The sequence below is a fragment of the Paractinoplanes abujensis genome (assembly GCF_014204895.1).
GTDB lineage: Bacteria > Actinomycetota > Actinomycetes > Mycobacteriales > Micromonosporaceae > Actinoplanes > Actinoplanes abujensis.
In genome coordinates this window covers 800,132-818,148 of record NZ_JACHMF010000001.1, presented here as the reverse complement: position 1 = coordinate 818,148, position 18,017 = coordinate 800,132, and the positions used below count along the sequence as shown (strand labels likewise).

Sequence of the window (18,017 nt, the reverse complement as noted above, 5' to 3'; positions counted from 1 at the left end):
TGCCCACGACAGAGGATGGTGGGACCCCCCTCCCCGCTCAACCAGAGGACTACGTCGATGCGTCTGCTTCGCGATCTGTGGGCCACCTCGAGGAGCCGTTCGGCCCTCGCGGCGGTCCTCATCCTGCTCGGTGCAGCGGGATCGGCGGGCGCGCTGGCTCTGTCGGGTCAGGTGCTGGTCAACCGGTCCATGCCGCTGTTCGGGGTGCTCGCCGCCGCGCTGGTGGCCTCCGTGCTCAGCGACGTGTTCGTCGGCCTGGTCGCCGCGCGGCTGACCGCCGACTGGGCCGCCAGGATCCGCCGCGGCCTCAACCGGGTCGCCTTCGGGCAGGACCTGCCCACGCTCGAGAACACTCCGGTCGGCGAGCTGCTCGACCGGATCGACGCCGACGTCTACGAGGTCGGCGCCCAGCTGCGCGGCAGCGGGGTGCGGATCGCCCAGTCGGTGGCCGTCGCGGTCTTCTCGATCGTGACGGCCTTCTTCGTGTGGTGGCCCGCAGGCGTCGGCATGGTGATCGTGTCGGTCCTGCTCTACGTCACGATGAACAAGCCCATCCAGCGCATCTCCCCGCGCCGCATCGCCGAGGAGGAGGCCTGGTCCGACCTGGCCGCCGTGATGGAGGAGTCGATCCACGGGCAGGACGACGTACGCACCAGCCTCGCCGCGCCGTACGTGCGCCGGCTCTACGCCCAGCGGGCGGCCGAGGTGCTGCGGCGCGGGCGTCTCGTCTGGCACTCCTCGGCCCGCATCACGATGGGCGCGGGCGCCATCACCCGTACGCTCATCGCGGTTCTGGTGGTCTTCGGCGCCTGGGCCCTGGTCGCGGGTCAGATCGACGGCGCCCGCCTGACCGCGGTGTGGCTGCTCGCGCTCGGCTTCGGCGGCACCCTCGAGCACGTCACCCGCATGGTGCCGGAGCTGCAGAACGCGCTCGGCGCCTGGAGCCGCGTGCAGCTGCTGCAGGACGTGCCGCAGGAGCCGACCGAGGGCCGCCCGCCGGTCGACGGCGACCTCGTCGTCCGCGACCTCACCTTCCGTTACGGCGAGTCCGACAGCGGACGCCCGCCCGCGCTCAAGGACGTCAACCTGACCTTCGCCCGCGGCCGGTCCTACGCGTTGATCGGCCGCACCGGCTCGGGCAAGTCGACGCTGGCCAAGGTGCTGACCCGCGCGGTCGACGTGCCGCGGGGCACGGTGTTCCTGGGCGGCACCGACCTCAACGACCTGGCCGTGGAGGGTCTGCGCCGCTGGACGGCGATCGTCCCCCAGCGTACGGAGATCCTCTCCGGCACCCTGGCCGAGAACATCGCGCTGTTCGACCCCGAGCTGCTGCCCAAAGCGCAGGGCGCGCTCGACGAGCTGGGCCTGAGCCCGTGGGCGACGAGCCTGCCCGACGGCATCGACACCAAGCTCGGCGAGGGCGGCTACAAGCTGTCGGCCGGACAGGAACAGCTGGTCGCGTTCGCACGCATCCTGGTCCGCGACCCGCACGTGGTGATCCTCGACGAGGCCACCGCGCGGATGGACCCGGTCACCGAGTCGTGGGTCCAGCGCGCGACCGATCGCCTGCTGGCCGGGCGGATCGGCGTGATCGTCGCCCACCGGCTGTCGTCGGTGCAGCGCTGCGACGAGGTGGTCGTGCTGGCCGACGGTGAGGTGCTCGAGTCGGGCCCGCTGCGCGAGTCGCGGCGGTTCGCCGAGCTGATGGCGAGCAGCGCCCTCTCCGTCCCGGCGGCGACGTCGGGCCACGGCGGGGTGCTCGTCGAGGAGGAGCGCGACTGGGACAAGGCCGCCCAGATCGAACTGGGTGCGGAGGCGCTGGCCAACAAGCTGCCCCCGGTCGACCCGCCGCCGCTGCCCGAACAGCCGCCCGCGCGCACGATGCGCGAGATCGTCCGGCTGGCCCTCAACGACAAGCGGTACGGGCTGGGCGCGGTCTCGCTGTTCGTCGTGCTGGTGCTGCTCGGCCTGGACGGCGCGATCCTGCCGCTGCTCTGGGCCAACGTCGTCGACGGCCTGGGCGACCCGCTCTATCCGGCCATCGGCATCGCGGCCGGCCTGCTGCTGGCGATCCCGACGCTCTACTACACGGGCGCCTGGTTTCCCGAATGGTGGGTCCGGCAGATGCTGCGGATCAGCATGCGCCTGGTGCACGGCCAGATCGGCCCGCGCCGGATCAGCAAGCACACGCCGGCCGAGGTCGTGGCCCAGGGCGGCGACACCGAACGCGTGGTCATGCTGGCCGACAACCTGATCGACAACGCGACCAGCCTGGTGATGATCGTCGCGATGACGTGGGCGTCCGGCTCGATCGTGCCGGCACTGTTCTTCCTCGGCACGATGGTGGTGTCCGGGCTCGCGGCGACACTCTTCGGTCCCCGGCTGGAAAAAGCCGCCCGCCGTACGGTGGCCGCCCGCGCGGCCTTCGCCACGGCCCTGGTGTCGTCGCTGTCGGCGGCGCGCACGGTCAAGCTGGCCGGCGCGACCGAGCCGGTGCTGACCCACCTGGCCCGGCTCGACGGCACCCGCAGCGAGCTGCAACGCCGCGAGATCGCCATCCAGGTGTGGGCGCGCTCGACGCCGTCGATCGCCAGCGGCCTGCTGCCGATCGCCGCGTGGGGGATGTATCTGAACGGGTCGCTGTCGGCCGCGGCCACCCTCATCGCGGTGGCGACACTGGGCGCCGCGCGCTGGTTCGCCTGGACGACGGCGTCGCTGGTCAGCCAGCTGCCGTCGGCCCGGGTGTGGACCCGCCGCACGGTCGCGATGACCGGCGTGTCGGATTACTCGTCCGACATCTCCGGGGTCGACCTCTCGGCCGGCACGGCGCCCGCGCCCCCGACCGCGCCGCGCAACCCGCTGCGCACGCTGGAGCTGCGCCGCTTCAGCGCGGTGCACGAAAACGGCACGGTCGGCGCGCAGGACGTCGACCTGACCGTCGAACGCGGCCAGCTCGTGCTGGTGGTCGGGCCGGTCGGCGCGGGCAAGTCGTCGCTGCTGCGGGCGCTGGCCGGCATCGTGCACCACGCAGGCGAGCTGCGCTGGAACGGCCAGGCAGTCGACGAGCCGGAGGTCTTCCTGCGGCCCAACCAGGTGGGCTACGTGGCCCAGCTGCCGCGGGTGCTGTCAGGCACGGTGGCCGACAACATCCAGCTCGGGCACGAGGTGGACGCGGCCGACGCGGTGTCGACGGCCCAGCTCGAGCACGACCTGAAAGCGGCCGGGGGCGGCCTGCAGCTGCTCATCGGGCACAAGGGCACGCGATTGTCGGGCGGCCAGCTGCAGCGGCTCGCGCTGGCCCGCGCGCTGGCCCCGCGGACGGAGTTGCTGATCGCCGACGACGTCTCCTCCGCGCTCGACGTGACGACCGAGCTGGAACTGTGGCGCGCCCTGCGCGAACACGGCGTCACGGTGGTCGGCTCGACCTCCAAACGGGCGGCGCTGAGCCAGGCCGACCGGGTGGTCGTGCTGATCGCGGGCAAGGTCGAGGATCAGGGCACGTGGGCCGAGCTGGAGGACCGCTGGGGGCACCTGGCGGGCTGAGGTCCGGCCGCTGCCTCACCGGGAGCGAAGTCGCACTTCGCTCCCGGGGCGACCCTCACCGCTCCGGCAGACCCAGAGCGCAGCCCTTACCGCCCCGGCAGACACAGAGGGCCCCTGCAGACGCAGAGGGCAGCCCTCACCCGCCCCCGGCAGACGCGGAGAGCAACCTCACCCGCCCCCGGCAGACGCGGAAAGCAACCCTCACCCGCCCCCGGCAGACGCAGAAAGCAACCCTCACCCGCCCCCGGCAGACGCAGAAAGCAACCCTCACCCGCCCCCGGCAGACGCAGGGGGCGGCCCTTACTGCCCCGGCGGGCCCGGGGTCGGGTCGGGCGGGTTGCCACGGTCGGACGGGGTCTCGGACGAAACGCCGGGAGCCGTGCCGGCGGGCGGAGCCTCGTCGGAAGAGGCGAGCGATCCCGCAGGCGGAGCCTCGTCGGAAGACGCGAGCGATCCCGCGGGCGGAGCCTCGTCGGGAGACGCGAGCGATCCAGCAGGCGGGGCCGCATCGGGAGAAGTGAGCGATCCGGCGGGCGGGGCCGCATCGGGCGACGTGGGTTGCCCGGCCGGCGTGAACGGGGCGGACGGTGGGAACGGCGGCGCGCCCCAGTCGGCGGGAGCCGGCGGGTACGGGTACACGGGGCCGGGCGGCGGGACGAACGGCCCGGGCGCTGGATAGTACGAGCCGGGCGCGGCGCCGTACGGGCCGGGCGCGGCGCCGTACGGGCCGGGCGCGGCGCCGTACGGGCCGGGCGCGGCGGCGTACGGGGCGGGCGCGGCGGCGTACGGGGCGGCCGGAGCGGCGTATGGGCCGGCCGCGTATGGGGCGGGCGTGGTGCCGTACGGGAGAAACGGCATCGGCGGGCGGCGCTCCGGCTCGTCGCGGCGGAAGTAGCGGGCGGCCGGACGCGTCAGGAGCAGGACCGCCACGGCCACCGCCAGCAGCAGCGCCAGCATGAAGCCGACGGCGGTGATGATGTCGTAGGCCAGGGACCAGCCGCCGCCGTCGAGGTAGACGCCCTCGGTGAAGGCCACGTCGCCGGGGTCGGCGAGGCCGGGGTCGTCCTCGTAGACCGACGGGTCCTCGAACGGTATCGCGATCATCGCGAAGGTCAGGATGCCGAGCGTGCCCAGCAGGCAGGACAGCAGCACGAACAGCGCCGGGCCGCCGACGCCGACCCAGGTCAGCACGCGGCCGATGTTGCTGCCGCGGCGCACGAGGAGCGCGCTGACGCCGAGCCAGACGGCCAGCACGAACATCGGCACGGCGACGAACAGCAGGCTCGCGATGGTGTCCTCGCGCTCCCAGCTGATCGCCGTCGTGTCGGGTGTGCTGGTCGTGCGGACCGCCTCGTCGATCAGCCCGTTGTGGTGGATCGCGTCGGCTGTCGACGCCGCCACGACGAGCAGGAGGGCCGCGACCAGGGAGACCTGCAGCCAGAAGGCGACGGTGACCACAGTGGGCCGGGCGGTCGGAGGGGTGGTGGCTGAAGTCACGACCGCACGGTACGGCCCCGGAGCCGCGGGCGGCAGACCCGTACGGTCAGTTGATCTGGGATCGCATCTGCTTGACGGCCGCGGTGACGGTGTCGGCGGGGATGGCGAATCCGACGCCGATGCTGCCCGTCGACGAATCGCTCGCGGTGGCGATGGCCACGTTGATGCCGACCACGTGGCCGGACAGGTCGACCAGCGCCCCGCCCGAGTTGCCCTGGTTGATGGCCGCGTCGGTCTGCAGCAGCCCGGTCAGCTTCTCGCTGCCGGAACCGGTGGCCGACTCGGTGGCTGTGCTGATGCTGCGGTCCAGCGCCGAGACGATGCCCGAGGTGACCGTGTTCTCCAGGCCGAGCGGCGCCCCGAAGGCCAGGACGGTGTCACCCACAGCGACGCTGTCGTCGGTGCCGAATGTGACGGGAGTCAGGCCGGACAGCCCGGTCGCCTGCACCAGGGCCAGGTCGTGGGTGGTGTCGGTGGCCACCACGCGGGCCGGCACGGTCTGGCCGGTCGACAGGCGCACGCTCACGGTGCCGTCGCTCTCGATGACGTGATTGTTGGTCAGCACCAGGCCGTCGGAGCTGATCACCACGCCGGAGCCGAGCGACGAGGAGCGGTTGCCGTCGACGAGCACGGTAACCACGCTCGGCTGCACTTGCTTGACCACCGCGGCCAGGTCGTCGCCCTCAGTGACGGTGGCCGACGTGGCCGCGGTCGAGGCGGTGGCGGCCGTGGTGGGGTGGTCGATCAGGTAGCGCTCGGCGGCCACTCCCCCGGCGGTGCCGCCCGCGCCGATCAACGCGAGCACTGCGGCCCCACCGGCCAGGCGGCGCGGCCAGCGACGGTCCTCGGGCGGAGGAGTCGGCACGAACGGGGGCCCGAGCGGCGGGGGCGGCGTCACATAGTCGTCGTGCTGGGGTCGGGTCATCAGGTCGGTCATGGCGACGCCTCACTTCATCGGCTGATGAGTCAACAGTGACCCCGTACCTTGTCGGCAACCGGTGAGTCGTCTGTGGGTTCGCTGTATGCGGCGGATCACCCTTCCGGGTCGGGTCGCCACCCGACGGTGGGCGCGCCGGGGCATCGGCCGGGGCCGCGCGCCTACGGTCGTCGCGTGCGTATTTGGCCCGTTTTCTCCGCGCCCCTGGTCGTCGTGGCCCTGCTCGGGACGCTGACCGCCTGCTCCGACCCGGCGCCGACCGCCCCGCTGGCCCCGGCGCCGCAGGGACCGTCGCCCGACGCCGCCACGCCGTCGTCACCGGTGGCTGCCGTACGGGTTTCGCCGGCTCCCGCCGTACGGGAGGAGGAACCGCAAGCGAAGGCACCCACCCGGACCACGACCCGGCCTCCGCAGCGGGACATGACCCGATTCGTCGCAGCCGTGCGGGAGCGTCTGCCCGAGGTCGTGATCGATCGGCGCGACGAGGAGATCGCGGCGCTCGGCGAGCAGACGTGTGCCGAGCTGAAGCGGGGACGCAAGAATGCCGCGATGGTGACCGCCATGACCGACCAGGGATTGGCGGCCACCGATGCCCGGACGGTGCTGAGGCTGGCCCGGACCGCCGCCTGCCCGACCTGAACCGCGCGACGAACCCGACCCGGGCCTTGTCTGAGCCGCACGACGAGCCCGGCCTGAGCCCGGCCTGAGCCGCGCGTTGGGCCTGCCCTGAGCCACAGAGCGGGGTCAGCCGAAAGTCGGATCGGGGCTCAGCGTTCCGAGACGCCGGTCCGATGTCGTTCACAGTCCGCCGCCCGATGCTGGAGACACCCCCCAAAACCAGCAGGAGGCACGAGATGTCCGCACGAGGATTGCTCTCAGTGGTCGGCACCGCGGTCGGCGGCGTGATCGGCCTGGGCACGCCCCCGCCGCCCGACCCCGAGTGTGTGCGCGAGTTGCTCGCCGAGCTCGACATGCTGCCCGGCCCGTCCGAGGAGGAGCTGACCGAGGCCGTACGGGTCTTCCAGGCGCGCACCGGCCTCGTCGAGGACGGCGTCGCCGGGCCCCGCACGGTCCACCTGTTGACGCGTTACGCCGCGCAGCGACGGTTCTTTCTGGCGGCGTAGCCTTGGCCCGATGACGGCCGGTGACCTTCTCACCTACTACGACGACAGGTCCGGTGAGCGTTTCGGCCTCACCGCGGGTGAGCTCGGTGGCTGGGCGGCGGCCACGTCCGCGCTGCTCACCGAAGGCGGGCTGGGCCCCGGCGACACCGCGGCGGTGCTGCTGCCGCCGCACTGGCAGACCGCGGCCGTGCTGCTCGGCGCGTGGTCGGCCGGCCTGAAGCTGTCGATCCGTGGCTGGGCGACCGCCGGCCTCACCCCCGCGGGTGACCCGCTCGACGTCACATTCGTGGAACGCCGCCGCGTCGGCCACTGGCTCGACGAGGTGCCCGCCGGACGGCACCAGTTCGTGCTCGGCCTGGCCCCGCACGGCGAGGCGACCGGCGACGTGCCGGACGGCTATCGCGACTACATCAGCTCGTTGCGGCCCCACCTGGGTGTGCACCCGCCCCGGCACGAGATCCAGGAGCATCTGCCCGCGGTCGCCGACGGCACCACCTATCGCGAATACGCGCAGGCGGCGGCCGGGGTCGCCGAGCGCAACGGCATCCGCGCGGGCGACCGGGTGCTGATCGACACAGCCGTCCAGGAGCAACCACTGATCTGGTTGCTCGGCCCGTTGTCGGTGGGCGCGTCGATCGTGCTCTGCGCCAACCTCGACCCGTCCCGTCTGGACGCGCGCATCGCCGGGGAAGGCGTCACCAAAGTCCTCTAACTGCTGTCAGTCGTCGAAACTCACCGTCACCTTCTCCGTCAGCGGGGTGGACTGGCAGGTCAGCACGAACCCGGCGTCGACCTCGGCCCGCTCCAGCGCGAAGTTGCGCCGCATCGCCACTTCGCCCTCCACCACCCGGGCCCGGCACGTGCCGCAGACCCCGCCCTTGCAGGCGAACGGCAGATCGGGGCGGCTGCGCTGGGCGCCGTCGAGCACGGTGTCGCTCTTCGCCACCGTGACGGTCGTCGAGCGGCCGTCGAGCAGCACCGTGACCTCGCTGCCCTCGTGAGTTCCCGGGTCGTCCCGTACGGGTTCCGGCGGCGCCTCGTCCACCCAGAAAAGCTCGCGGTGGATCCGCTCCGGCGCGACCCCGGCCTCCGCCAGCACCTCGGTGGCGTCGACGACCATCCCGTACGGGCCGCAGATCCACCAGTGGTCGACGGCGGGCACGTCGAGCAGCACCGGCAGCAGGGCGCGCAGCTTGGGGCCGTCGAGCCGGCCGCTGAGCAGGTCGACCTCGCGCGCCTCGCGGGACAGCAGGTGCACCAGCTCGAGCCGGGACGGGTGCCGGTCCTTCAGGTCGGCCAGCTCCTCGGCGAACATCACCGTGTCGGCCCGGCGGTTGCCGTAGAGCACGGCGATCTGGGCGGCCGGGTTGCGCAGCAGCGAGGTGGCGATCGACAACACGGGGGTGATGCCGGAGCCCGCCGCGATCATCACGTGCCGGCCGCCTGCCTCGACGTCGGGCGTGAACGTGCCCGAGGGTGGGGCCACCTCGACCTCGTCGCCGACCCGCACGTCGTGCACGAGCCACCCCGAGACCAGGCCGCCGGGCACCTCGCGGACGCCGATGCGCGGGCGGTCGCCGGCCGGGGCGCAGATCGAATAGGACCGCCGCTCGTCCCGGTCGTCGCCGGGCCGCCGCACGGTGAGCGACTGGCCGGGCCGGAACGCGTAGAGGCCGGCCAGGTCGCCGGGGACGTCGAAGGTCACCGCGACGGCGTCGGGGCAGAGCCGCTCGACCTCGGCGACCCGCAGCGCGTGGAAGTCCCGCACGTCAGATCTCCTTCACGTGCTCGAAAGGCTCCCGGCAGGCCGGGCAGCGCCGCAGCTCACGGCAGGCGGTGGCGCCGAACGCGGCCAGCCGCTCGGTGCCCGGCTCGCCGCAGCGCGGGCAGGCGACCGGCTCGTCCCGGACGCCGAGGGTCAGCGGCACCGGCCCGGTCGTTCGCCGGGGCGCGGGTCCGGGCGGGGCGATGCCGGCCGCGGCCAGCTTGGCCCGGCCCGCGGCCGAGATCCAGTCGGTGGTCCAGGGCGGGGCGAGCGAGGTCCGCACGCTTGCGCGCTCGAACCCGGCCCGGTGCAGCGCGCGGCGCAGGTCGGACTCGATCGCCGCCATGGCCGGGCAGCCCGAATACGTGGGGGTGATGGTGACCTCGACGCCGTCGCCGGTCTCCCGCACCTCGCGCAGGATGCCCAGGTCGGCCAGCGTGAGGAAGGGCAGCTCGGGGTCGGTGACCGTCGCCGCCACCTCGGCCGCGCTGATCACCACACACCGCCGGGGGTGGCGCGGGCCAGGCTTTGCAGCTCGCCGAGGATGTCGGTCAGCTCGTCGCCGTGCTCACCGTCGCGGCCCGCGGTCTCCGATTCCGGCCGCTCCGGGCCGGGCCGGAGTGTCGCCGCGCGCAGGACCTCGGCGAAGACGGCGTCGCACTCCTCCCGCAGCGACGCGGGGTCGACGCCCACGCGCAGCTCGACCTCGTGCGCGGCGAACAGCTCGCCCATCAGCGGCCACACCGCGTCGACCGCCGTCTGCATGCGCCGGTGCGACACCTCGGTGCCGTCGCCCAGACGCACGACCCAGCCGGCCGCGTAGTCGCGGTGGTAGGCGACCTCCTTGACGCCCTTGGCCCCGATCGCCGCCAGCACCGGGTCGCGGTGTGTGGCCAGCCGGTCGAGCAGGGCCAGCCGCCACGTCGCGAACACGAGCAGCCGGGCCACCAGCTGCGCGAAGTCGGCACTGGCGGCCTCGGCGAACCGCACGTGGCGGAACTCCGGTGGTTCGCGCAGATAGGCCAGGGCGTCCTCGTCGCGCCCGGCTCCCTCGGCCTCGGCCGCGCGGGTCAGCAGCAGGCGGGCCTGGCCGAGCAGGTCGAGCGCGATGTTGGCGATCGCCATCTCGTCCTCGAGTTCGGGGGCGCGGGTCACCCACTGCTGCAGACGGTGCGACATGATCAGCGCGTCGTCGCCGAGCATCAGGCAGTACGCGGCCAGGTCAGGCGGGGCCACACCCTCGGGCAGGGCGGTCGGTACCCCGGCCAGCGGGTCGGCGAAACCCGTCCCGTACGCCCAGCGCGCGTCGTCGTCGTGATCGGTGAGGGCCTGGTAGGCGTCGTCGAAGGACATGGCGGCCTCAGATGTGCGGGACCGAGTCGGGAATGGCGTAATACGTCGGGTGGCGGTAGACCTTGTCACCGCTGGGCGCGAAGAACGCATCCTTCTCGTCGGGGCCGGAGGCCACCACATCGTCGGAGCGCACCACCCAGATGCTCACGCCTTCGTTGCGCCGCGTGTAGAGGTCGCGCGCGTGGTGCAGCGCCATCTCGTGGTCGGCGGCCCGCAACGAGCCCACGTGCACGTGGTTGAGGCCGCGCTTGGCTCGCACGAACACCTCGAACAGTGGCCACTCGTGCCGGATCTCGCCGCTCATGCGCGCGCCTCCCGCTGCTTCGCCTCTTCGCCGGCGGGAGCCGCCTCGGCTTCGCGCTCATTCGCCGCGGTCTCGCGTTTCTCCGCCGTGGCCTCGCGCTTTTTTGCCGCGGCCTCCCGCTTTTTCGCCGCGTGGGCTGCTGCTGCCTCGCGGACCCAGGCGCCCTCCTCGTCGGCCCGGCGCCGGTGGGCGATCCGCTCGGCGTTCATCGGCCCGTCACCCGAGATCACCCGCTTGAGCTCGGACCAGTCGATGGCGCCGAAGTCGTAGTGCTCCCGGTCGGCGTTCCAGCGAAGGTCGTCGTCGGGCAGCCGCACGCCGAGCGCCTCGGCCTGGGGCACGCTCATGTCGACGAACCGCTGCCGGAGCTCGTCGTTGGTGTGCCGCTTGATCTTCCAGGCCATCGACTGGGCTGTGTTCGGCGAGTCGCCGTCGGGCGGGCCGAACATCATCAGGGACGGCCACCACCAGCGGTCGACCGCGTCCTGCACCATCGCGCGCTGCGCCTCGGTGCCGCGCATCATCGTCATCAGCAGCTCGTAGCCCTGCCGCTGATGGAACGACTCCTCCTTGCAGATCCGGATCATGGCCCGCGCGTACGGCCCGTACGAGCTGCGGCAGAGCGGCACCTGGTTGCAGATGGCGGCGCCGTCGACGAGCCAGCCGATCACCCCGACGTCGGCGAACGTCAGCGTCGGGTAGTTGAAGATCGACGAGTACTTCTGCCGGCCCTCGATGAGCCGGCGGGTCAGGTCGCCCCGGTCGGCCCCCAGCGTCTCGGCCGCCGAATACAGGTAGAGCCCGTGGCCGGCCTCGTCCTGCACCTTGGCCAGCAGGATCGCCTTGCGCCGCAACGACGGGGCCCGGGTGATCCAGGCGCCCTCGGGCTGCATCCCGATGATCTCGGAGTGGGCGTGCTGAGCGATCTGCCGGATCATCGTCGCGCGATACTTGTCAGGCATCCAGTCGCGGGGCTCGATCCGTTGATCCTTCTCGATCGTGTCGGCGAAGACCTGCTCGCTCATGACACCTCCCAGGTGTAGAAGCCCTGTCCGGCCTTGCGGCCCAGTTCGCCGCGGGCCACCTTGTCGCGCAGCAGCCGCGGCGGGGCGAAGCGCTCCCCCAGCTCGCGGTGCAGGTGCTCGGCGATGGCCAGGCGCACGTCGAGCCCGACCAGATCGGTGGAGCGCAGCGGGCCCATCGGGTGCCGGTAGCCCAGTTCCATCGCCCGGTCGATCGCCGCCGGGTCGGCCACGCCCTCTTCGAGCATGCGGATGGCCTCGAGCCCGAGCAGCACCCCGAGGCGGCTGGTGGCGAAGCCCGGCGAATCCCGGACCACGACCTCGCTCTTGCCCAGCCCGGCCACCCACGAGCGGGCCGCATCACGCGCCTGATCGCTGGTCAGCGAGCTGGTCACGATCTCGACGAGCTTGCTGGCGGGCACCGGGTTGAAGAAGTGCAGGCCCAGGAACCGCTCCGGCCGGCGCAGCCCGCCGGCCAGCCCGGTGATCGACAGCGAACTGGTGTTGCTGGCCAGCACCGTCTGCTCGCCGGCCGCTTGTTCGGCCGCGGCCAGCACCTGGATCTTGAGCGCAGCGTCCTCGGGGACGGCCTCCACCACCAGATCGGTGTCGGGGCTCAGGCCGCTCACGTCGTCGACGAGCCGCAACCGTTCCAGGACGGCGTCGGACGACTCGTCGAGCACGCCCTTCTCGGTTGCCCGCAGCAGGCCCATGGCCACCCGGTCACGGGCCGCCGCGGCGGCCGCCGGGTCGCGTTCGACCAGGCTCACCACCGACCCGGCGACGGCGAAGACCTGGGCTATCCCGGCCCCCATCCGTCCGCCCCCGACCACGGCGACGAGCTTCGGCACGGTGGCGGTCACGACCGGCCACCCGCCAGGAAGGCGTCCATCCGGGCGCGCTTGTCGTCGGACTCGAAGAGGATCGCCTGAGCCAGGTCGTCGGTCAGCGGATGCCCGCCGCCGTCGGCCACCAGCTTGGTCAGGCGCAGCGCGAGCGGGCCGGAGCGGGCCATCCGGTCGAGCACGGCATGCGCCCGCTCGAGCAGCTTCTCGGCCGGCACAACCTCGGCGACCAGCCCGAACCGCAGCGCGTCGTCGGCGTCGAGCCGCCGCCCGGCCAGCAGCACCTGCTTGGCGACCGAGGCCCCGACCAGCTCCCGCAGCCGCCAGCACGCGCCGGCCGCGGCGAGGATGCCCAACCCCGGCTCCGGATTGCCGAAGACGGCCGCCGGTGAGGCCAGGCGGACATCGCACGCGTACGCCAGCTCGGCGCCCCCGCCCAGCGCGTAACCGTCGACGGCGGCCACCGCCGGCAGCGGCAGCTTGGCGATCCGGTCGAACACCGCGCGGTTGATGCCCTGCAGTGCCTGCTCGCGGCCGCGGTCACGCAGCTCGCCGATGTCGGCCCCGGCGGCGAATGTGCCCCCGGCCCCGGTGATCAGCAGCAGCCTGGGCTCGGCCTCCAGAGCCGCGCACACGTCGTGCAGCTCGGCGACCATGGCCGCGTTGATGGCGTTGCGGGCCTCGGGCCGGTGCAACGTCACCACCACGCGGTCGTCGAACTCCTCGACGGCGAGTGTCGTCACGGCCGTTCCACCAGCATCGCGACGCCCTGACCGACACCCACGCACAGGGTGGACAGGCCGCGCCGGGCGTTCTCCCGTTCCATGCGGCCGAGCAGCGTGACCGTGAGCCGCGCGCCCGAGCAGCCCAGCGGGTGACCGAGCGCGATCGCGCCGCCGTCGGCGTTCACCCGCTCCTCGTCCAGCTTGAGCCGGCGGATCACCGCGAGCGACTGCACCGCGAACGCCTCGTTGAGCTCCACGGCGTCGAGATCGGTCGCCGCCCAGCCCACGCGGTCGAGTGCCTTCTGCGTGGCGGGCACCGGGCCCAGACCCATGAGCTGCGGCGGCACCCCGGCGCTGGCCGCGGTGACCACCCGGGCGCGCGGGGTCAGCCCGTAGCGCTCGACGGCGGCCCGGCTGGCCACGACCAGCGCGGCGGCGCCGTCGCTGAGCGGGGACGACGACCCGGCCGTGACCACACCGTCCTTGCGGAAGACCGTCTTCAGGCCGCCCAGCTTCTCCAGCGTGGAGCCGCGGCGCGGGATCTCGTCGGTGCTGACGTCGCCGACCGGCACGATCTCGTCGCCGAATCGCCCGGCGTCGATCGCGGCGATCGCCCGCTCGTGGCTGCGCAACGCGAACGCGTCGCTCTCGGCCCGGGTGATGCCGTCGAGCGCGGCCACCTCCTCGGCGGTCTCGCCCATGCTCAGCGTGATGCGGCGGTCCTCCGGGCCGCGGCCCGCGGTCTGATCGTGCTGCTTGAACAGCGGGTTGGTGAAGCGCCAGCCCAGCGACGTGTCGACCACCTCGCCAGGCCGCGCCCACGGGGTGCCCGGCTTCTGCATCACCCACGGCGCGCGGGTCATCGACTCGACGCCGCCGGCCACGATCAGGTCGGCCTCGCCGGCCCGGATCTGGTTGGCCGCCGACACGATCGCGGTCAGACCGCTCGCGCAGAGCCGGTTGACCGTGTAACCACCGACGGTGTCGGGCAGGCCCGCCAGCAGCACCGCCATGCGGGCCACGTTGCGATTGTCCTCCCCCGCCTGGTTCGCCGCGCCCAGCACGACCTCGTCGATCTCGTCGGCGGGCACCCCGGCGCGGGCCACCGCCTCGCGGACGACCAACCCGGCGAGGTCGTCGGGACGGAAGCCGGCGAGCGCGCCGCCGTACTTGCCCTGGGGGGTGCGGACGCCGCCGACGAGAAAGGCCTCGGCCATCGTGTAGTTCCTTCCGCTCAGACGTGGTGACGCGACTGCAGGGTGAAGAACCGGCCGGTGACGAAATGGTCGTCACTCAGCGAGGCCGTGGCCGCCGGGTTGGCCCCGGAGCCGTGCAGGTCGCTGAACGCGGCGGTCTGGTTGACGAACACCCCACCGGTGAGATTTTCGGCGAGGTGCACCCCGGCGTCGAGCGCCGCCTCCCGCGCAGCGGAAAGGATTTCGGGCCGGTTCGAGTGGACCAGCGCGGTGAGCGCCCCGTGGGCCCGGACCGTCTCGACCAGGATGCGCAGGCTGTGCTCGGTCGACTCGGTGGTGATCACGAACGACACCGGGCCGAACCACTCCCGCGTGTACGTCTTATCGTCGGCGGCGTCGAGGCTGATCACCACCGGCGTCCGGATCGTCGCCCCGGGGTGCTCGCCGGCGACCTCGGTGGTGGGGTGGATGACGCCGCTCGCGCCCGCGGCCTCGGTCAGCCGGGCCAGCACGCCGTCGTTGACGATCGCCCCGAGCGTGCCGGCCGCACGGGCCGGGTCGCCCAGCAGCTTGTCGAGCGCGCCCGCCAGGTCGGCCCCGAATTCCTCGACGCTGCGGTGACCGGCGTCGGTCTCGATGCCGGACGCCGGGACCAGGATGTTTTGCGGGGTCGTGCACATCTGGCCGCTGTAGAGCGAGAGCGAGAAGGACAGGTTGCGCAGCAGTCCCTTGTAGTCGTCGGTGGAATCGACGACGACCGTGTTGAGGCCGGCCTTCTCGGTGTAGACGACGGCCTGACGCGCGTTCGCCTCGAGCCAGTTGCCGAACTCGCTGGAGCCGGTGAAGTCGACGATGCGCACGTCGGGGTGGGTGGCCAGCGTGGCCGCGATGCCGTCGCCGGGCTCCTCGGCGGCCAGGGTGACCAGGTCGGGGTTCTGCCCGGCCTCGGCCAGCACCTCGCGGCAGATCTGCACGGTGATGGCGAGCGGCAGCACGGCCCCCGGGTGCGGCTTGACGATCACCGGGTTGCCCGTGACCAGGCTGGCGAACAGGCCGGGATAGCTGTTCCACGTGGGGAACGTGGTGCAGCCGATGACGAGGGAGACGCCGCGGCCGACGACCGTGCTGGTCTTGCTCAGCCGCAGCGGGTCACCGCCGCGCTGGGGCTTGCTCCACTCGGTGGTGGCCGGGATGCTGCGGGTGGCGGCCAGCGCGTAGGCCACCGCCTCGAGCGCGCGATCCTGCGCGTGCGGGCCGCCGGCCTGGAAGGCCATGACGAAGGCCTGGCCGGTGGTGTGCTGCACGGCGTGGGCCAGCTCGAAGCTGCGCGCGTTGATCCGCTTGATGATCTCGGCGGCGACCCCGGCCCGGCCCTCCGGCCCGACGGCGCGCCACGCCGAGGTGGCGGCGCGGGCCGCGGCGACCAGCGCCAGCGGGTCGGCCTTGGGATAGCTGACCCCCAGCTCGGGACCCCACGGGGACCGCTCGGTGGCGACGCTGCCCACGGCGCCGGGCACCTCGATCGGGAACGGCCGGCCGAGCAGGGCCTGGAAGGCGCTCTCGCCCTCACCGGCGGCGGTCTCGCCGTAGACCGACTTGCTGGGCGACTCGGGGAAGGCCGACCAGTAGTCACGGGTGGTGGTGGCCCGGACGGCCTGGTCGAGCAGCTCGGCATGCGTCTGAAAGAACTCGGCGGGGGTGGTCATCCTGCGCTCCCTTGCGCTCGCGTGCCTATTTATCTACCGTCCGTTCGGTAGGTAAATCAACCCCGGGAGCGACAATGGCATCTTCTGCTGCGCCCCGCCGGCGCGGACGCCCCGGTCACGACCAGGATGCCGTGCTGGCCGTCGCGGTGCGGCTGTTCAACGAGCGCGGCTACGACTACACGAGCATGTACGACCTCGCGGTGGCGCTCGGCATCACCAAATCGAGCGTCTACCACCACATCGCCAGCAAGGAGCAGCTGCTGCAGATGGCGATGGACCGGGCGCTGGACGGGCTGTTCGAGGCGGCCGACGAGGTCCGCGCGCTCGACGTCTCCGCCCTGGAACGGCTGGAGCAGCTGATCCGGCGCAGCGTGATCGTGCTGTCCGACCGCTTCGAGTACGTGACGGTCCTGCTGCGGGTGCGCGGCAACACGGCGGCCGAGCAGCACGCGCTGGCCCGGCGGCGCGAGTTCGACGGCCTGGTCACCGAGCTCGTCAAGCAGGCCCAGGCCGAGGGCGACGTACGGCCCGACATCGACCCGCCGACCGCGGCGCGCCTGCTCCTCGGCATGGTCAACTCCCTCACCGAGTGGTACAGGCCCCGTCCCGGCAGCGCCGAGTCGATCGCCGACGCGGTGACCGTGCTCGCCTTCGACGGCCTGCGGACCTGATCCACACAAGATCTCCCCGGCTTGTGCACCATCGGCGCACGTCCGGTTGCGCCGACGTTCCGATTGGCTAGCGTGGTCGCCGATGAAGCGAAGCCTGGCCGTTCTGACGGTCGCCGTCCTGCTGGCGTCCGGCGCCTGCTCCACCGAGGAAACGCCGTCGCCCTCCTCCGCGTCGCCTTCGCCTTCCTCGGCCGCGCCACCGTCAGCGTCAGCGTCAGCGTCCACCTCGCCTTCGCCGGCCCCGGATTGCGTCACCCGCACTCTGGAAGGCCTCGACCTGGCCGAACGCGCCGGTCAGCTGCTCATGATCGGCGTTGCGGTGAACGCGCCCAGTGGCGCCGGTGACACCTTGCGGCGCTACCACGTCGGCGGGGCGTTCCTGCGCGGCCGCAGCACACACACCGCCGCCGCCCTCAAGTCGGACATCGCCGGCCTGCAGAAGCGCGCCGAGCTGCCGATGCTGGTGGCCGTCGACCAGGAGGGCGGCAGCGTGCAGACCCTCAAGGGCCCCGACTTCCCACGGCTGCCGTCGGCCCATCGGCTCGGCTCCGGATCACCGGCGGCGCTGCGCGACACCACCCGTGAGAGCGCCCGCCGGCTGACCGGCATCGGCGTCAACCTCAACCTGGCCCCGGTGGCCGACACCGTCCCCACGAGCATCGGCGCCGACAACCCGCCGATCGGGGCGTTCCGCCGCGAGTTCGGCTCCGACCCGGTCCGCGTGGCCGCCGCCATCCGTACGGTTGTGCCCGCCTCACAGGACGCCGGGGTGCTGACCACCTTGAAGCACTTCCCGGGCCTGGGCCGGGTACGGGTCAACACCGACGTCTCGACGGGCGCGACCGACAACACCGCGACCGTCGACGACCCCTACCTGGCCCCGTTCAAGGCCGGCATCGACGCCGGGTCGGCCGCCGTGATGATCTCCTCCGCGCGCTATCCGAAAATCGACCCCGGCGCGGTCGCCGCCTTCTCGAAGCCGATCATCACCGGGCTGCTCCGGGAGAAGATCGGCTTCGAGGGCCTGGTGATCTCTGACGATCTGGGCGCGGCCCGGGCCGTCACCGGTGTGCCGCCGGCCCAGCGCGCGACCCGCTTCGTGGCCGCCGGGGGCGACATGGTGCTGACCATCGTCCCCTCCGACGCGGCCCCGATGGCCGGCGCCCTCATCGCCAAGGCCGAATCCGATCAGTCCTTCCGCTCCCGGGTGGACGACGCCGCCCGTCACGTGCTGCAGACCAAGGAGAAGGCCGGCCTCCTCCGCTGCGACTGACTCGGCCCGCGGCGATCGGTGGCGCCGACGGCGAACCGCCGGCGCCACCGCCCCGG

Annotated in this window: 17 protein-coding genes; 6 read left to right on the top strand and 11 right to left on the bottom strand. The window is 72.9% G+C overall.

Annotation, left to right across the window (positions count from 1 at the left end; all coding sequences use genetic code 11):
• The first annotated feature begins 57 nt into the window (after window positions 1–57).
• Window positions 58–3,543 (top strand): ATP-binding cassette domain-containing protein, encoded by a 3,486-nt coding sequence (locus tag BKA14_RS03205; RefSeq protein ID WP_184949442.1) that lies wholly within the window; start codon window positions 58–60, stop codon window positions 3,541–3,543.
• 300 nt (window positions 3,544–3,843) lie between these two features.
• Here BKA14_RS03205 and BKA14_RS03200 read toward each other — a convergent pair whose 3' ends face one another.
• Window positions 3,844–5,040, bottom strand: coding sequence for a hypothetical protein (locus BKA14_RS03200; RefSeq protein ID WP_184949441.1), 1,197 nt, complete (start codon window positions 5,038–5,040; stop codon window positions 3,844–3,846).
• A 46-nt stretch (window positions 5,041–5,086) separates the two neighbouring features.
• Window positions 5,087–5,977: a S1C family serine protease gene (locus tag BKA14_RS03195; protein WP_184949440.1), complete on the bottom strand. Its 891-nt coding sequence runs from the start codon at window positions 5,975–5,977 to the stop codon at window positions 5,087–5,089.
• Window positions 5,978–6,151: 174 nt separating this feature from the next.
• Here BKA14_RS03195 and BKA14_RS44870 point away from each other — a divergent pair, with 174 nt between their 5' ends.
• The 3 genes from BKA14_RS44870 to BKA14_RS03180 all read left to right on the top strand — a co-directional run bounded on the left by BKA14_RS44870 (window position 6,152) and on the right by BKA14_RS03180 (window position 7,813).
• On the top strand, window positions 6,152–6,616 hold the full coding sequence (locus tag BKA14_RS44870) for a DUF732 domain-containing protein (protein ID WP_184949439.1): 465 nt from the start codon (window positions 6,152–6,154) through the stop codon (window positions 6,614–6,616).
• Window positions 6,617–6,831: 215 nt separating this feature from the next.
• On the top strand, window positions 6,832–7,101 hold the full coding sequence (locus tag BKA14_RS03185; RefSeq protein WP_184949438.1) for a peptidoglycan-binding protein: 270 nt from the start codon (window positions 6,832–6,834) through the stop codon (window positions 7,099–7,101).
• A 10-nt stretch (window positions 7,102–7,111) separates the two neighbouring features.
• Entirely contained in the window at window positions 7,112–7,813 is a 702-nt protein-coding gene (locus BKA14_RS03180; RefSeq protein WP_184949437.1) for a TIGR03089 family protein, read from the top strand.
• Between the two features lie 6 nt (window positions 7,814–7,819).
• Here BKA14_RS03180 and paaE read toward each other — a convergent pair whose 3' ends face one another.
• Genes paaE through paaN form a run of 9 tightly spaced genes read right to left on the bottom strand, consistent with a single transcriptional unit; the run spans window position 7,820 to window position 16,017 of the window.
• Window positions 7,820–8,869, bottom strand: a complete 1,050-nt coding sequence (paaE, locus tag BKA14_RS03175; protein ID WP_184949436.1) for a 1,2-phenylacetyl-CoA epoxidase subunit PaaE — start codon at window positions 8,867–8,869, stop codon at window positions 7,820–7,822.
• 1 nt (window position 8,870) lies between these two features.
• Entirely contained in the window at window positions 8,871–9,362 is a 492-nt protein-coding gene (paaD, locus tag BKA14_RS03170; protein ID WP_239092946.1) for a 1,2-phenylacetyl-CoA epoxidase subunit PaaD, read from the bottom strand.
• Entirely contained in the window at window positions 9,359–10,219 is an 861-nt protein-coding gene (gene paaC / locus BKA14_RS03165) for a 1,2-phenylacetyl-CoA epoxidase subunit PaaC (protein WP_184949435.1), read from the bottom strand. The genes paaD and paaC overlap by 4 nt, the downstream gene beginning before the upstream one ends.
• A 7-nt stretch (window positions 10,220–10,226) precedes the next feature.
• Complete coding sequence (gene paaB, locus BKA14_RS03160) at window positions 10,227–10,523, bottom strand: 1,2-phenylacetyl-CoA epoxidase subunit PaaB (RefSeq protein ID WP_184949434.1); 297 nt, start codon at window positions 10,521–10,523, stop codon at window positions 10,227–10,229.
• Window positions 10,520–11,548, bottom strand: coding sequence for a 1,2-phenylacetyl-CoA epoxidase subunit PaaA (paaA, locus tag BKA14_RS03155; RefSeq protein WP_184949433.1), 1,029 nt, complete (start codon window positions 11,546–11,548; stop codon window positions 10,520–10,522). The genes paaB and paaA overlap by 4 nt, the downstream gene beginning before the upstream one ends.
• The gene (locus BKA14_RS03150) at window positions 11,545–12,408 is read right to left on the bottom strand and encodes a 3-hydroxyacyl-CoA dehydrogenase family protein (protein WP_184949432.1); all 864 of its coding nucleotides are present in this window, start codon (window positions 12,406–12,408) and stop codon (window positions 11,545–11,547) included. The genes paaA and BKA14_RS03150 overlap by 4 nt, the downstream gene beginning before the upstream one ends.
• Complete coding sequence (locus BKA14_RS03145) at window positions 12,405–13,133, bottom strand: enoyl-CoA hydratase/isomerase family protein (protein WP_203722367.1); 729 nt, start codon at window positions 13,131–13,133, stop codon at window positions 12,405–12,407. Before BKA14_RS03145 ends, BKA14_RS03150 begins: the two co-directional genes overlap by 4 nt.
• On the bottom strand, window positions 13,130–14,332 hold the full coding sequence (locus tag BKA14_RS03140; RefSeq protein ID WP_184949430.1) for a thiolase family protein: 1,203 nt from the start codon (window positions 14,330–14,332) through the stop codon (window positions 13,130–13,132). The genes BKA14_RS03145 and BKA14_RS03140 overlap by 4 nt, the downstream gene beginning before the upstream one ends.
• A gap of 17 nt (window positions 14,333–14,349) precedes the next feature.
• Window positions 14,350–16,017: a phenylacetic acid degradation protein PaaN gene (paaN, locus tag BKA14_RS03135; protein WP_184949429.1), complete on the bottom strand. Its 1,668-nt coding sequence runs from the start codon at window positions 16,015–16,017 to the stop codon at window positions 14,350–14,352.
• Window positions 16,018–16,091: 74 nt separating this feature from the next.
• Here paaN and BKA14_RS03130 point away from each other — a divergent pair, with 74 nt between their 5' ends.
• Together BKA14_RS03130 and BKA14_RS03125 are read left to right on the top strand one after the other, a co-directional pair.
• Window positions 16,092–16,688 carry a TetR/AcrR family transcriptional regulator gene (locus BKA14_RS03130; protein ID WP_184949428.1) on the top strand — a complete coding sequence of 199 codons (597 nt, stop codon included), beginning with the start codon at window positions 16,092–16,094 and terminating at the stop codon, window positions 16,686–16,688.
• An 82-nt stretch (window positions 16,689–16,770) separates the two neighbouring features.
• Window positions 16,771–17,961: a glycoside hydrolase family 3 N-terminal domain-containing protein gene (locus BKA14_RS03125; RefSeq protein ID WP_184949427.1), complete on the top strand. Its 1,191-nt coding sequence runs from the start codon at window positions 16,771–16,773 to the stop codon at window positions 17,959–17,961.
• The last annotated feature ends 56 nt before the right edge of the window (window positions 17,962–18,017 follow it).

Coding starts and splice junctions, on each gene's coding strand:
- BKA14_RS03205 (WP_184949442.1), top strand. CDS start 58: ATGCGTCTGCTTCGCGATCTGTGGGCCACCTCGAGGAGCCGTTCGGCC.
- BKA14_RS03195 (WP_184949440.1), bottom strand. CDS start 5,977: ATGACCGACCTGATGACCCGACCCCAGCACGACGACTATGTGACGCCG.
- BKA14_RS03185 (WP_184949438.1), top strand. CDS start 6,832: ATGTCCGCACGAGGATTGCTCTCAGTGGTCGGCACCGCGGTCGGCGGC.
- BKA14_RS03180 (WP_184949437.1), top strand. CDS start 7,112: ATGACGGCCGGTGACCTTCTCACCTACTACGACGACAGGTCCGGTGAG.
- paaC (WP_184949435.1), bottom strand. CDS start 10,219: ATGTCCTTCGACGACGCCTACCAGGCCCTCACCGATCACGACGACGAC.
- paaB (WP_184949434.1), bottom strand. CDS start 10,523: ATGAGCGGCGAGATCCGGCACGAGTGGCCACTGTTCGAGGTGTTCGTG.
- paaA (WP_184949433.1), bottom strand. CDS start 11,548: ATGAGCGAGCAGGTCTTCGCCGACACGATCGAGAAGGATCAACGGATC.
- BKA14_RS03140 (WP_184949430.1), bottom strand. CDS start 14,332: ATGGCCGAGGCCTTTCTCGTCGGCGGCGTCCGCACCCCCCAGGGCAAG.
- paaN (WP_184949429.1), bottom strand. CDS start 16,017: ATGACCACCCCCGCCGAGTTCTTTCAGACGCATGCCGAGCTGCTCGAC.
- BKA14_RS03130 (WP_184949428.1), top strand. CDS start 16,092: ATGGCATCTTCTGCTGCGCCCCGCCGGCGCGGACGCCCCGGTCACGAC.
- BKA14_RS03125 (WP_184949427.1), top strand. CDS start 16,771: ATGAAGCGAAGCCTGGCCGTTCTGACGGTCGCCGTCCTGCTGGCGTCC.